Origin of the sequence: Caulobacter sp. 17J65-9 (genome assembly GCF_010975005.1) — a bacterium.
Taxonomy (GTDB): Bacteria; Pseudomonadota; Alphaproteobacteria; order Caulobacterales; family Caulobacteraceae; genus 17J80-11.
This window is the reverse complement of the sequence record NZ_JAAIVC010000099.1, coordinates 1-13,793: the sequence shown is the minus strand read 5'-3', so window position 1 is coordinate 13,793 and position 13,793 is coordinate 1. Positions and strand designations below refer to the sequence as shown.

The following is a 13,793-nucleotide window of genomic DNA, read 5'->3' as shown; positions in this document are numbered from 1 at the left end:
CGGCCGCGCCCGGCCGGTGGCGGAGACCAAGCTGAGCCCCGACCAGGCGGCGGCCCGCGCGATCGAGAGCGCCCAGGCGGGCCGGGCCGACGCGCGGGTCACGCGCCTGGGCTGGCCGACCGAGAAGAGCTCGGACTGGACCGTGCGCCTGACGGGCGCCAAGGCCGAAGTGAAGGTCGCCGACGCCGACGGCGCGGTCTCGGTCGACACGCCCAAGGGCGGGACCGACGGCGTCGCGCGCGTCATGCGCCAGATCCACTACGGCACGGACACCGGCCCGATCTGGCAGACGATCATCTTCCTGGGCGGGATCGCGCCGCTGCTGCTGGGCGTCACCGGCGTGATCATGTGGTTGAAAAACCGGGGCGGCCGCCGGGCCGTGGAGGCGGCGCGGCGCGGCCGGTGAAGCTTTACAAAGCAAGGGCTTAAGCGTTCCACCGTAGGGAACGGCCCCCCCGCGCGCGAGTTCTCCCTCGACCTGACAGGCCGAGGTGAGACCGTCCATGCGCATCGCCCAGATCGCCCCGCTCGCGGAGGCCGTGCCGCCGAAGATGTACGGCGGGACCGAGCGGGTCGCGTCCTGGCTCACGGAAGAACTGGTGGCCCAGGGTCACGAGGTGACCCTGTACGCCAGCGGCGACTCGATCACCTCGGCGGAACTGGTGCCGTGCACGCCGACCGGCCTGCGGCTGGCCGGCATCCGCGACCACGTCGCCTCCACCCTGGTCATGCTGGACCGGCTGCGCCGCGAGGCGGACCGCTACGACGTCCTGCACTTCCACGTCGACCTGCTGCAGTTCGCCCTGTTCAAGGACATGGCGCACAAGTCGGTCACCACGCTGCACGGCCGGCTCGACATCGCCGACTACCAGCCGGTGTTCCACGCCTTTCCGCACATGCCGCTGGTGTCGATCTCCGACGCCCAGCGCCGGCCCATGCCGCCGGTCAACTGGATGGCCACCGTCCACCACGGCCTGCCGCCCGACCTCATAGCCTTCTCGCCCCGGCACGAAGGCTATCTCGCCTTCCTGGGCCGCATCTCGCCGGAGAAGCGGCCCGACCGGGCCATCGAGATCGCGCGCCGGGTCGGCCTGCCGCTGCGCATCGCGGCGAAGGTCGACAAGGCCGACCAGGACTATTTCGAACAACGCATCCGCCCGCTGCTCGACGACCCGCTGGTGGAGTTCATCGGCGAGATCGGCGACGCCGAGAAGCCGGCCTTCCTGGGCGGCGCCGCGGCCCTGCTGTTCCCCATCGACTGGCCCGAGCCGTTCGGCCTGGTGATGATCGAGGCCATGGCCGCCGGCACCCCGGTAGTCGCCTGGGGCGACGGCTCGGTGCCGGAGGTGATCGACGACGGCGTCTCGGGCTTCGTGGTCGACAGCCTGGACGCGGCGGTCGAGGCCGTGCGCCAGGCCGCCGCCTTCGACCGCAACGCCGTGCGCGCGCGCTTCGAGAGCCGCTTCACCGCCGCGCGCATGGCCCGCGACTACGTCGCCGTCTACGAGTCCCTGCAGGCCGTCGAGGCCGCCAAGGTCGCCGTGGCGGATTCCCTGGCCGGCCGCCGCGCCGCAGTTCTGGCGTCGACATGAACAAGATGAATCCGCCGCCGAACGGCGGCGAGCCGCTGCCCGAACACTACATCGAGGCCGAACGCTCGCTGGTCGACCGGGCGCTGCGCACGCTCAAGCACCAGGACGCCTTCGCCGTGTTCGACGCCTACGGCGACGTCGGCACGGTCGAGGACGGGCCGGAGGGGCTGTACTTCCAGGACACCCGCTTCCTGTCGCACTACGAGTTCCTGCTGGAGAAGAAGCGGCCGCTGCTGCTGAGCTCGGTGGTGCTGGACGACAACGCCGCCCTGGCGGTGGACTGCGCCAACCCGGACATTCGCGGCGAGGACGGCAACCTGCGGCTGCCGAAGGACTCGATCTTCGCGGCCCGCAAGAAATTCCTGCGCGACGCGGTGTGCTTCGAGCGCTTCTCGATGCGCAACTTCGCCGCCTGCAAGGAGCGGTTCAGCGCCGACCTGATCTTCGGGGCCGACTTCCACGACCTGTTCGAGGTGCGCGGCGAGCGCCGGCCGGCGCGGGGGACCACCACGGTCAGCCGCATCTCCGACCGCGAGATCCGTTACGTCTACATGGGCCTGGACGGGCTGGAGCGGACCACCACCCTGTGCTTCTCGCCGACCCCGGCCAAGCTGGACACGGGCCGGGCCAGCTGGAACTTCGAGCTGGAGCCCAACGGTCGCGCCCACATCGTGGTCACCGTCACCTGCCGCATGTCGAAGTCGGCGGGCGAGGACCCCTCGCGCTACGCCGACGCCTACCGCCACACCCGCCGGGCGATGCGGGCGCGGGTGCGCCGGCTGCTGAACGTCTCCAGCTCCAACGCCCTGTTCAACGCGGTCATGTCGCGGTCGATCTTCGACCTGAACATGCTCTTCACCGAGACCAAGTACGGGCCCTATCCGTACGCCGGCGTGCCCTGGTTCTCGACCGTGTTCGGCCGCGACGGGATCATCACCGCCATGGAGGTGCTGTGGTGCGAGCCCGAGGTGGCGCGCGGCGTGCTGCGCGTCCTGGCCAAGACCCAGGCCACCAAGTCCGACCCGGCCGCCGACTCCCAGCCTGGCAAGATCCTGCACGAGCTGCGCGGCGGCGAGATGGCCCGGCTCGGCGAGGTGCCGTTCCGCGAGTACTACGGCACGGTCGACGCCACGCCGCTGTTCGTCATGCTGGCGGGCATGTACTTCGAGCGCACCGGCGATCTGGAGACGGTGCGGGAGATCTGGCCGAACATCCTGGCCGCCATCCGCTGGATCGACGAGTTCGGCGACCTCGACGGGGACGGCTTCGTCGAATACGCGCGGGAGACCGAACAGGGCCTGGCCAACCAGGGCTGGAAGGACTCCAACGACTCCGTGTTCCACGCCGACGGCCGGCTGGCCCGCGCGCCCATCGCGCTGGTCGAGGTGCAGGCCTACGTGCACGCCGCCAAACGCCACGCCGGGGTGCTGGCCCGCGCGCTGGGCGAGGACGCGCTGGCCGCCGAGTTCGACGCGGCGGCCGAGACCCTGCGCGCGGCGTTCGAGAAGGCGTTCTGGGACGAGGAGCTGGGCACCTACGCCGAAGCGCTGGACGGCGAGAAGCAGCCCTGCCGGATCCGCACCTCCAACGCCGGCCACGCCCTGTTCACCGGCACGGCCGCGCCCGACCGGGCCGGGCGGGTGACCGAGAACCTGATGAGCGAGGCCACCTTCACCGGCTGGGGCATCCGCACCGTCTCGGCCAGCGAGGCGCGCTACAATCCGATGAGCTACCACAACGGCTCGATCTGGCCGCACGACAACGCCCTGTGCGCCATGGGCATGGCCCGCTACGGCCACAAACGCCAGGCCGCCAAGGTGCTGGAGGGCCTGTTCGAGACCGCCGCCTACCAGGACTTCAACCGGCTGCCGGAACTGTTCTGCGGCTTCGCGCGCAAGACCCGGCGCGGGCCGACCGCCTATCCGGTGGCCTGCTCGCCGCAGGCCTGGGCCGCGGCCGCGCCCTTCGCCCTGCTCGCCGCCTGTATGGGCATCGAGGTCGACCACGCGGCCGACTGCGTGCGCTTCTCCGACCCGATCCTGCCGTCCTTCCTGGACTTCGTGATCCTGCGCGATTTCGAGGTGCGCGATTCCAGGCTGACCCTGCGGCTGTACCGCTACGGCGACGACGTGATGGTCAACGTGATGAAGCGGTCCGGGCCGGCGCGCGTGATCCTCATGAAGTGAGCCGGGCGCGCTCGCGCTCTAACTCTAAGAATTCGGGCCCTTCTTGTCCGCCTCGGATGATTCCATCCGAAGCGGGAAGGCTCCAGGGGGAACGCCGCGCGTTGACGCGTGTTGCTGTCCTTCGATGCAGGCCCCTTCGTACGAGCGCGGGTCGCCGCCGCCGCCCGAGCCGCTGGGGCGGGGGCGCGACAGTCTTTTCCTCGACCTCGACGGCACCCTGGTCGGCATCCGCGCGCGGCCCGAAGACGTGGTCGCCGAGGCGGAGCTGCTGGAGCTGCTGCCGCGGCTCGCCGACTGGCTGGAGGGCCGGGTGGCGGTGGTCAGCGGCCGCTCGGTCGCCGACGTCGACCGCATCCTTCAGGGCCGGGTGCGCTGCGTGGCCGGCGTGCACGGGCTGGAATGGCGCTCCGAGTTCGGCGGGCCGGTGGTCCTGGCGGCCGAACGCCTGGCCCCCGTCGTCGCCGGCGAGCTGAAGGCCTTCGCCGAGAACCGCCCCGGCCTGCTGGTCGAGGACAAGGGGCTGGGCGTAGCGCTGCACTACCGCGGCGCGCCGGAGCGCGAGGCCGAGGCGGTCGCCTTCGCCGAGCGGCTGGCCGCCGAGCACGGCCTGACCGCCCAGCACGGCGCCAAGGTCGTCGAGGTGCGCTCGCCCGCCGCCGACAAGGGCGAGGCCATCGCCCGGTTCCTGACCGCCCCGCCCTTCGCGGGCACGCGTCCGGTGTTCGTGGGCGACGACGTCACCGACGAGGACGGCTTCCGCCGGGCCGCCGAGCTGGGCGGCCTGGGCGTGCTGGTCGGGCCGGAACGGCCGACCGCCGCGAGATGTCGTCTGCCCGACGAGGGCGCCGTGCGGGTTTGGCTTCAAAGGTCGTTGGGGAGTGAGGCGTAATGGCTGACGTCAATCTGGACCTGGCGCCGATCGGCAACTGCACGGTCAGCGCCCTGGTCGACCGGCTGGGCCGCTACATCTGGGCCTGCGTGCCGCGGGTGGACGGCGATCCGGTGTTCTGCGGCCTGCTGGGCGGGCGCGACCCGTCCGCGCCCGACGCCACCGGCGTCTGGTCGATCGAGCTGGAGGACCTGGCCTCGGCCGAGCAGACCTATCTGCGCAACACCCCGGTGCTCAGCACGAGGCTGACCGACCGTCAGGGCGCGGTGCTGGAGATCCTCGACTTCTGCCCGCGGTTCAAGCGGCTGGGACGCACCTATAGGCCGATCGCCTTCGCCCGGCTGGTGCGTCCGGTTTCGGGCGCGCCGCGGATCCGCATGAAGCTGCGCCCCATGGTCGACTGGGGTCGGCGCCCGGCCGAGCGGACCTGGGGCTCGAACCACGTCCGCTATGTCGGCGACCGCGGCGCCCTGCGCCTGACCACCAACGCGCCGGTCAGCCACGTGATCGACGAGCGGGTGTTCCGGGTCGAGGGCGAGCTGGCCTTCTTCCTGGGGCCGGACGAGTCGTTCTCCGAGGACGTCGGCCAGCGCACCCGCCAGATGGTCGACGAGACGGTCGGCTACTGGCGCGACTGGGTGCGCACCCTGTCGGTGCCGCTGGAATGGCAGCAGGTGGTGATCCGCGCCGCCATCACGCTGAAGCTCTGCGCCTTCGAGGAGACGGGGGCCATCGTCGCGGCCCTGACCACCTCGGTGCCGGAAGCCCCGCACAGCGGGCGCAACTGGGACTACCGGTTCTGCTGGATCCGCGACGCCTACTACGTGGTGGTGGCCCTGAACCGGCTGGGCGTCGCCGACATGCTGGAGAACTATCTCGGCTACCTGCGCAACCTGGTCGACAACGCCCGCGGCGGGCACATCCAGCCGCTGTACGGCGTCGGCCTGGAGCCGGTGCTCAGCGAGCGGATCATCGAGAACCTGCCGGGCTATCGCGGCATGGGCCCGATCCGCGCCGGCAACCAGGCCCACGAGCACCTGCAGCACGACGTCTACGGCCAGATCGTGCTGTCCAACGTGCAGGCCTTCTTCGACCAGCGGCTGCTGCGCATGGCCGACGTGGAGGACTTCAAAGCGCTGGAGAAGGTGGGCGAGCGCGCCTGGCAGTTGCACGCCTCGCCCGACGCCGGCCTGTGGGAGTTCCGCACCCGCGCGGCCGTGCACACCTATTCGTCGGCCATGTGCTGGGCCGCCTGCGACCGGCTGTGCAACGCCGCCGGCGCGCTGGGCCTGTCCGAGCGCCAGGCCTTCTGGCGCGACCGGGCCGACCAGATCCGCGCCCGCATCGAGCGCGAGGCGTTCAACCCGCAGCTGGGCCGCTACGCCGCCACCTTCGGCGGCGTGGACGACATCGACGCCAGCCTGTTGCAGCTGGCCGAGCTGCGCTTCGTTCAAGCGGACGATCCGCGCTTCAAGGCCACGCTGGACGCGGTCGAACACGGCCTGCGGCGCGGCTCGCACATGCTGCGCTACGCCGTGCCCGACGACTTCGGCATGCCGGAGACGGCGTTCAACTTCTGCACCTTCTGGCTGATCGAGGCGCTGCAGCGGGTCGGCCGCACTCAGGAGGCGCGCGACCTGTTCAACGAGACGCTCAAGACCCTGACCCACTCCGGCCTGCTGTCGGAGGACACCGACCTGAAGACCGGCGAGCTGTGGGGGAACTTCCCGCAGACCTATTCGCTGGTGGGGCTGATCAACTGCGCCGTCCTGCTGTCGCAGCCCTGGAGTTCCGTGCGTTGAGCAGGCTGATCGCCGTCTCCAACCGGGTGACGCCGCCCTCGACCAAGGGGGCGGGCAGCCAGGGCGGCCTGGCCCTGGCGCTGGGCGCTGCGCTGCGCCAGTACCGCGGCATCTGGCTGGGCTGGAGCGGCCACACCACCCCGGAGTTCAGCGGCCAGCTGACCATCCAGCGGACCGCCGGGGTCACCCTGGCGACCGTCGACCTCGAGGAGCAGGACGTCCAGGAGTACTACAACGGCTACGCCAACATGACGCTGTGGCCGCTGTTCCACCACCGCATCGACCTGACCGCCTACGACCGCTCGTTCGGGTCCGGCTACGAGCGGGTGAACCGCCGCTTCGCCGAGGTCCTGGCCCCGCTGGTCGAGCCCGACGACCTGATCTGGGTGCACGACTACCACCTGATCCCGCTGGCCAAGGAGCTGCGCAAGCGCGGGGTGAAGAACCCGATCGGCTTCTTCCTGCACATCCCCTGGCCGGCCAGGCAGCTGCTGGTCACCCTGCCGCGCCATCAGCGGCTGGTGCAGTCGCTGTTCGAGTACGACCTGGTCGGCTTTCACACCGACGAGTGGCTGGACGCCTTCCACGGCTACGTCACCAAGGAGGCGGGCGGCCAGGTGCTGGCCGACGGGCGGGTGCGCGCCTTCGGGCGGACCATTCGGGCCCGCGCGTTCCCGATCGGCATCGACGCCGAGGACTTCGCCGCCATCGCCGGCTCCACGACCGCCAAGCGCAGCTGGGAGCGGATGATCAAGAGCGCCCAGGGCCGGGCCATGATCGTCGGCGTCGACCGGCTGGATTACTCCAAGGGCCTGGAGGAGCGCTTCCACGGCTACGAGCGCTTCCTGGCCGACAATCCGGACCTGCAGAAGCACGTCTTCCTGCTGCAGATCGCGCCCCCCACCCGTGAGGACGTTGAGGAATACCAGGAGATCCGCCTACGGCTGGAGGCGCTGACCGGACGCATCAACGGCGCCTATTCCGACGTCGACTGGTCCCCGATCCGCTACGTCAACCAGGGCTTCCGGCGCGACGAGCTGGCCGGGGTCTATCGCGCGGCGCGGGTCGGCCTGGTCACGCCCTTGCGCGACGGAATGAACCTGGTGGCCAAGGAGTACGTCGCCGCCCAGGATCCGGAGGACCCCGGCGTGCTGGTCCTGTCGCGCTTCGCGGGCGCGGCGCGGCAGATGCGCGAGGCGCTGATCGTCAATCCGTACAGCCAGGAAGACCTGTCCGACGCGCTGAAGCAGGGCCTGGCCATGCCGCTGGAAGAGCGCGTCGCGCGCTGGAAGGCGCTGATGGGCGGCGTGATGCGCGACGACGTGGTGGCCTGGCGCAACTCCTTCGTCGACGCCCTGACCGCCGTGCGCGAGGCGCCGCTGGAGGAGCTGGAAGGCCTGGCCGCGCCGGTGGAGCCGCGTAGCTTCGCCCCCGACCCGGCCAGCGCGGCCTTGGGTTTGCCGTCTTAGCGTCAACAGTTGATCGCGTTGATCAGCCCGCCCGCGCCGTCGCCAGCACGCCGTTGACCGCCGCCTTCCAGCCGCGGCGCAGACGGGCGCGTTCGCTCTCGCCCATGCGCGGGGCCCAGCGGACCGGCGCGTCGGCGGCCGGGACGTTCAGGCTGTCGATCAGGCCGGCGCCCAGGGCGGCCAGGCGCGCGGCGCCCAGCGCGGTCATCTCCTGAAAGGCCGGCCGTTCGACCGGCACGGCGCAGACGTCGGCCAGGAACTGCATGGCCCAGGCGTTGGCGGTGACCCCGCCGTCGACCTTCAGCACCGAGGGCCGCGGCGCGCCGTCGGCGCCCAGCGCGTCCAGCAGGTCGGCGGTCTGGTAGGCCAGCGACTCCAGGGCCGCGCGCACCAGATGGGCGCGGGTCGTGTCGCGGGTCAGCCCCATCACCGCGCCGCGCGCCTCGGCCTCCCACCAGGGCGCGCCCAGGCCGGTGAAACCGGGCACCAGATAGACCCCGCCGTTGTCGGCCAGGCTCTGGGCCACGGCCTCGGACTGACGCGAATGCTCGATGACGCCGAGGCCCTCCTGCAGCCACTGCACCGCCGAGCCGGCCGAGAAGATCGCGCCTTCCAGCGCGTAGGCCGCCTCGCCGTCGATGGCATAGCCGAGCGTCGACAGCATCCGGTGCTTGGACGCGCGCGGCGCCGCGCCGACGTTCATGACCAGGAAGGCGCCGGTGCCGTAGGTCACCTTGGTCTCGCCGGGCTCAAGCGCGCCGTGGCCGACCAGGGCGGCGTGCTGGTCCCCGGCCATGCCGCAGATCGGGATGGCCCGGCCGAACAGGGCCGGATCGGTCTCGCCGAACCGGCCGGCGCAGGGGCGGATTTCCGGCAGCACCGCGCGCGGCACGCCGAAGCGGGCCAGCAGGCCGTCGTCCCAGCGGCGCTCGGCCAGGTCGAACAGCAGGGTGCGCGCGGCGTTGGTGGCGTCGGTGGCGTGCACGCGCCCGCCGGTCAGGCGCGAGAGCAGGAAGCAGTCGATGGTGCCGACCGCCAGCTCGCCGCGCCCGGCCCGGTCGCGCGCGCCTTCGACCCGGTCGAGCAGCCAGGCGATCTTGGTGGCCGAGAAGTAGGGATCCAGCACCAGGCCGGTCTTCGCCTGGATTTCCGGCTCCTGGCCGTCGGCGCGCAGGCGTTCGCAGACGCCCGCCGTGCGCCGGTCCTGCCAGACCAGGGCCTTGTGCAGGGCCGCGCCCGTGGCCCGGTCCCACAGCACGGTGGTCTCGCGCTGGTTGGTGACGCCGATGGCGGCGATGGCGCTGGGCCCGCCCACGTCGCTGATCGCCTCGCGGCAGACCTGCAGGGTCGCGGCCCAGATCTCCTCGGCGTCGTGCTCGACCCAGCCTGGCTGAGGGTAGTGCTGCTGGAGCGGGATCTGACGCAGGGCGCGCGGGCGCCAGTCGGCGTCGAACACGATGGCGCGGGTCGAGGTGGTGCCCTGGTCGATCGCCAGGATCATGGTCGGCGCGGACATCAGGCCTCCTTCGCGCGGCGGAGCGGTTCGGTTATGAGCGTAGCCGCCGCAGACCGCTTTGGGAGCCCCGCCATGAACGCCCCGATCAACGCGCCCGTCACCGTGCCCGCCTTCGCCGACGTCGAGGACGCCGCGTCCCGTCTGGCCGGACGCGCGGTGGTCACGCCGGTGCTGGAGAACGCGACCCTGAACGAGCGGGTCGGCCGGCGCGTGCTGCTGAAAGCCGAGTGCCTGCAGGTCAGCGGCAGCTTCAAGTTCCGCGGGGCCTACAACCGCATCAGCCGCCTGAGCGAGGACGAGCGCCGTCGCGGCGTGGTGGCCTATTCGTCCGGCAACCACGCCCAGGGCGTCGCCGCGGCGGCCAGGCTGGTCGGCGCGCCGGCCCTGATCGTGATGCCGTCGGACGCGCCGGCGGTGAAGGTCGAGGGCGTGCGCGCCTTCGGCGGCGAGGTGCGCCTGTACGACCGCTGGACCGAGAGCCGCGAGGCGATCGGCGCCGAGATCGCCGCCCAGCGCGGCTCGGTGCTGGTGCCGCCGTTCGACGACTTCTTCGTGATCGCCGGGCAGGGCACGACCGGCCTGGAGTTCGCCCGCCAGGCCCAGGCGGCCGGCGCCGAGCTGGAGGCCGTGCTGGTGCCGGCCAGCGGCGGCGGCCTGCTCGCCGGCGTCAACCTGGCCATGCTGGCCCTGAGCCCGGCGACCAAGGTGTTCAGCGTGGAGCCGCACGAGTTCAACGACTACCAGCTGTCGCTGGCGGCCGGCGAACGGGTGACCCACGGCCCCGGCCAGCCGTCCATGTGCGACGCCCTGATGTCGCCCATGCCGGGCGAGATCACCTTCGCGGTCAATCGCGACACCCTGGCCGGCGGCCTGACCGCCACCGAGGCCGAGGTGGCCGAGGCGGTGCGCTTCGCCTTCCGCCACCTGAAGCTGGTGGTCGAGCCTGGCGGCGCCGCGGGCCTGGCCGCCCTGCTGGCCGGGCGCGTCCCGGCCGGCGCCGGCGCGGTCGGCGTGGTGCTGTCCGGGGGCAATGTCGACCCGGCCCTCTACGCGCGCCTGATCCAGGGCTGAGCGAGGCCGGACCGCTTCTCAGCAAAGCCTCACATTTCGCTCATGTCGTCAGGCCGCCGTCCGTCCCAGGGATGAGGCCTCACTGAGAGCGCGAGGCGACGGCGATGACGAGCAAGGCGGAGACGGGGGCGGGACGGCGTGGTCTGGGCTGGCGGATCGCCGGCTGGGCGGTCGGGACGGGGCTGCTGCTGCTGGTCCCGCTGGTCGCCATGCGGTTCACCCATGAGGTGGTCTGGACCACCTCCGACTTCGTGTTCGCGGGCGTGCTCGTGTTCGGCTCGGCGCTGACCTACGAGCTGATCGCCAGCGCGCGCGGCGGGCTGGTCTACCGGGGCGCGGTCGCCGCCGCGATCGGGACGGCGTTCCTGCTGATCTGGGCGAACGGCGCGGTCGGGCTGATCGGCAGCGAGCGCGAGAACGCCAACCTGCTGTATGGCGTCGTGCTGGCCGTGGCCGTGATCGGCGCCCTGATCGCGCGCTTCCGCCCGGCCGGCATGGCCCGGGCCCTGTTCGCGACGGCCTTCGCCCAGGCCGTGGTCCCGCTGGCCGCGTTGGGCCTCGGCCTCGGCTCCATGGCCCTGATCTGGACGCAGGAGACCCTGGTGGTGAGCGGCGGCTTCGTGGCGCTGTGGCTGCTGGCGGCGGGCCTGTTCCTGGCGGCGGCGCGGACCCCGACCCCGGCGGGTTGACCCAGCGGCGCCCTTTACGGGCCGGCGGACGCGTGCGACCGGTCGGAGCTCGCTGCTTCGGTTGTCCGCATGCCCGCCGCCCCGGTCCTGATCGCGCCCCTGCCGCAACACCGCCTCGACGAGCCCAGGCTGTTCGCCTGGCTGGCCGAGCACCTGCCGGGGTTCGAGGGACCGGCCGAGCTGCGCCAGTTCCAGGGCGGGCAGTCCAACCCGACCTACCTGATCACGACGCCTGAGCGCCGCTACGTCCTGCGCAAGAAGCCGCCGGGCAAGCTCCTGCCCTCCGCCCACCAGGTCGAGCGCGAGTACCGCGTGTTGCGCGCCCTGGACGGCACCGCCGTGCCGGTCCCGCCGGCCCGGGTCCTGTGTGAGGACGAGGGCGTGATCGGCACGGCCTTCTACGTGATGGATTTCGTCGACGGGCGGGTGCTGACCGACACCACGCTCGCGGCCCTGCCCAAGGACGAGCGGCGGCCGATCTACGACGCGATGGCCCAGACGCTCGCAGCCCTGCACCGGGTGGACTATCGCGCTGCGGGCCTTGGCGATTTCGGCAAGCCGGAGAACTTCGTCGGCCGGCAGATCAACCTCTGGACCAAGCAGTACCTGGCGGCCAAGACCGAAGAGCTGCCGGCCATGGACGCCCTGATGCGCTGGCTGCCGGAGAACGCGCCGGCCACGGAGGAAGTGACCGTCGTGCACGGCGACTTCCGGTTGGGCAACCTGCTCTACGCCCATGACGGTCCGCAGGTGCTGGCCGTGCTGGACTGGGAACTGGCCACCTTGGGCCATCCGCTGTCGGACCTGGCCTATGTGGCCCTGCCGTATCATCTGCCGCCGGGCGGGCCGCTGCCGGGTCTGCGCGAGCTGGACGTCGCGGCCTGGGGCCTCCCGTCGGAGGCGGAGTTCCTGCAGGCCTACGCGCGCGCGGTCGGCCGCGCGGACATCCCCGACTGGCCGTTCTTCCTGGCGCTGTCGCTGTTCCGCCTGGCCGGCATCACGCAGGGCGTCTACGCGCGCGCCCTGCAGGGGAACGCCGCCGACGGCGGGGCGATGGCCATGGCCGCGGTCGCGCGCAGCGCCGCCGAGATCGGCTGGGAGATCGCCAGCGGCGCGCGCAAGGTGGCCTAGATCGAAACCGCCGAGTCCGGGGTCCGCTCGCTGAAGCCGGCCCCGACCGTGCGGGTGTCCTCGCGGCGGCCCTCTTCGCGTTCGCGCTCCTCTTCGAACCAGGCGACGGTCCGGCGCAGGCCCTCGTCGACCGGGGTCTTGGCGGACCAGCCCAGCACCTCGCGGGCGCGGGTGACGTCGGGGCGGCGGCGCGTCGGATCGTCGACCGGCAGCGGCTTGCGGGTCACCGGCGAACCGGAGTCGGTAATGCGCAGCACCCGCTCGACCAGTTCGTTGATGGTCAGCTCGGTCGGGTTGCCGAGGTTCACGGGTCCCGGCGGCGGGCCTTCGTAGGTCATCAGCCGCATCAGCCCGTCGACCAGGTCGTCGACATAGCAGAACGAGCGGGTCTGGCGGCCGTCGCCGTAGATGGTCACCGGGTCGCCGGCCAGGGCCTGGGTGATGACGTTCGACACCACCCGGCCGTCGAAGGCGTCCAGGCGCGGGCCGTAGGTGTTGAAGATGCGCGCCACGCGCACCTCGGCGCGGCCGCCGCGCTCGAAGTCGAAGCAGAGCGTCTCGGCCGCCCGCTTGCCTTCGTCGTAGCAGGCGCGCGGGCCGGTGGTGTTTACGCAGCCGCGGTAGCTCTCCACCTGCGGGTGGACTTCCGGGTCGCCGTAGATCTCGCTGGTGGAGGCCATCAGCAGGCGCGCGCCGGTGTCTTCGCACAGGTGCAGCAGGTTGCGGGTGCCCAGCACGCTGGTCAGCAGGGTGTGCTCGGGGTCGGCCTGGTAGAGGGGCGGGGAGGCCGGGCAGGCGAGGTTGTAGACGTAGTCGAACCGGCGCTTCAGGCGCGGGGGCAGGGGCTCGACCACGTCCGCCTCGACCAGGTCGAAGCGGCTGTCGCGGTAGAGGTGGCGGATGTTGCGCCGCCGGCCGGTCAGGAAGCTGTCGAGACAGACGACGTGATGCCCCTCGGCCAGCAACGCGTCACAAAGGTGGGACCCCACGAAGCCTGCGCCTCCGGCCACGAGAACCTGGCGCGCCTTGCCGTTTTTCATCCCTCGTCCCCTCGGCGAGAATTGACGCTCCTCAACTTGGTCGGATCGATCTTTGTTCGACCCGGCCCCGCACAAAACGCGCGGCTCGGCGGCGGCCGCCCGGACCGTCACCCGAGAGCCACAGACAGGTCTCTCGGACCGGCGGTTCGACGCTCCGGACGGCGGTCCGGACCGGCGGCGACGCTGCGATAGACCCCCAGCATTCCGCGGGTCATGGCGTCGGCGGAATAGCGACCAGCGCGGGCGCGGGCGGCGGCCCCGCGCTCCGTGCGCAGGTTCGGATCGGCCAGCAGCCGGTTGACCGCCGAGGCGCAGCCCTCGGCGTCGCCCGGCGCGAAGAACAGGGCCGCGCCCGCCCACAGCTCGCGGTGGGCCGGCACGTCCGACAGCACCAGCGCGCAGCCGGCC

The 13,793-nt window shown here is 71.9% G+C and carries 12 protein-coding genes; 9 read left to right on the top strand and 3 right to left on the bottom strand.

The window, feature by feature from the left end; translation table 11 throughout:
- From G3573_RS14250 to otsA, 6 genes are all read left to right on the top strand, one after another.
- On the top strand, window positions 1-406 hold a 406-nt coding region (locus G3573_RS14250), incomplete at its 5' end, for a PepSY-associated TM helix domain-containing protein (protein ID WP_163261908.1).
- A 97-nt stretch (window positions 407-503) separates the two neighbouring features.
- Window positions 504-1,592 (top strand): glycosyltransferase family 4 protein, encoded by a 1,089-nt coding sequence (locus tag G3573_RS14245; protein ID WP_163261907.1) that lies wholly within the window; start codon window positions 504-506, stop codon window positions 1,590-1,592.
- Window positions 1,589-3,778, top strand: coding sequence for an amylo-alpha-1,6-glucosidase (locus G3573_RS14240; protein WP_163261906.1), 2,190 nt, complete (start codon window positions 1,589-1,591; stop codon window positions 3,776-3,778). Before G3573_RS14245 ends, G3573_RS14240 begins: the two co-directional genes overlap by 4 nt.
- 124 nt (window positions 3,779-3,902) lie before the next feature.
- Entirely contained in the window at window positions 3,903-4,667 is a 765-nt protein-coding gene (otsB, locus tag G3573_RS14235; protein WP_163261905.1) for a trehalose-phosphatase, read from the top strand.
- Complete coding sequence (locus G3573_RS14230; RefSeq protein ID WP_163261904.1) at window positions 4,667-6,469, top strand: glycoside hydrolase family 15 protein; 1,803 nt, start codon at window positions 4,667-4,669, stop codon at window positions 6,467-6,469. Before otsB ends, G3573_RS14230 begins: the two co-directional genes overlap by 1 nt.
- Window positions 6,466-7,938, top strand: a complete 1,473-nt coding sequence (otsA, locus tag G3573_RS14225) for an alpha,alpha-trehalose-phosphate synthase (UDP-forming) (RefSeq protein WP_163261903.1) — start codon at window positions 6,466-6,468, stop codon at window positions 7,936-7,938. Before G3573_RS14230 ends, otsA begins: the two co-directional genes overlap by 4 nt.
- 22 nt (window positions 7,939-7,960) lie before the next feature.
- On the opposite strand, the gene glpK is transcribed toward otsA, so the two are convergent.
- Complete coding sequence (glpK, locus tag G3573_RS14220) at window positions 7,961-9,454, bottom strand: glycerol kinase GlpK (protein WP_240454714.1); 1,494 nt, start codon at window positions 9,452-9,454, stop codon at window positions 7,961-7,963.
- A 72-nt stretch (window positions 9,455-9,526) separates the two neighbouring features.
- Between glpK and G3573_RS14215 the strand changes: the two genes are divergently transcribed.
- From G3573_RS14215 to G3573_RS14205, 3 genes are all read left to right on the top strand, one after another.
- Window positions 9,527-10,525, top strand: coding sequence for a threonine/serine dehydratase (locus G3573_RS14215; RefSeq protein ID WP_163261902.1), 999 nt, complete (start codon window positions 9,527-9,529; stop codon window positions 10,523-10,525).
- 104 nt (window positions 10,526-10,629) lie between these two features.
- The gene (locus G3573_RS14210) at window positions 10,630-11,214 is read left to right on the top strand and encodes a hypothetical protein (RefSeq protein ID WP_163261901.1); all 585 of its coding nucleotides are present in this window, start codon (window positions 10,630-10,632) and stop codon (window positions 11,212-11,214) included.
- Window positions 11,215-11,283: 69 nt separating this feature from the next.
- A complete protein-coding gene (locus G3573_RS14205; protein ID WP_163261900.1) occupies window positions 11,284-12,345 on the top strand; it encodes a phosphotransferase family protein in 1,062 nt (353 codons plus the stop codon).
- Here the strand turns inward: G3573_RS14205 and G3573_RS14200 are convergent.
- Together G3573_RS14200 and G3573_RS14195 are read right to left on the bottom strand one after the other, a co-directional pair.
- Window positions 12,342-13,385, bottom strand: a complete 1,044-nt coding sequence (locus G3573_RS14200) for a UDP-glucuronic acid decarboxylase family protein (RefSeq protein WP_163261899.1) — start codon at window positions 13,383-13,385, stop codon at window positions 12,342-12,344. The two genes, G3573_RS14205 and G3573_RS14200, sit on opposite strands and share 4 nt — an antisense overlap.
- Window positions 13,386-13,492: 107 nt before the next feature.
- Window positions 13,493-13,793 (bottom strand): glycosyltransferase (locus G3573_RS14195; protein WP_163261898.1); only part of this gene is annotated, 301 nt, incomplete at its 5' end.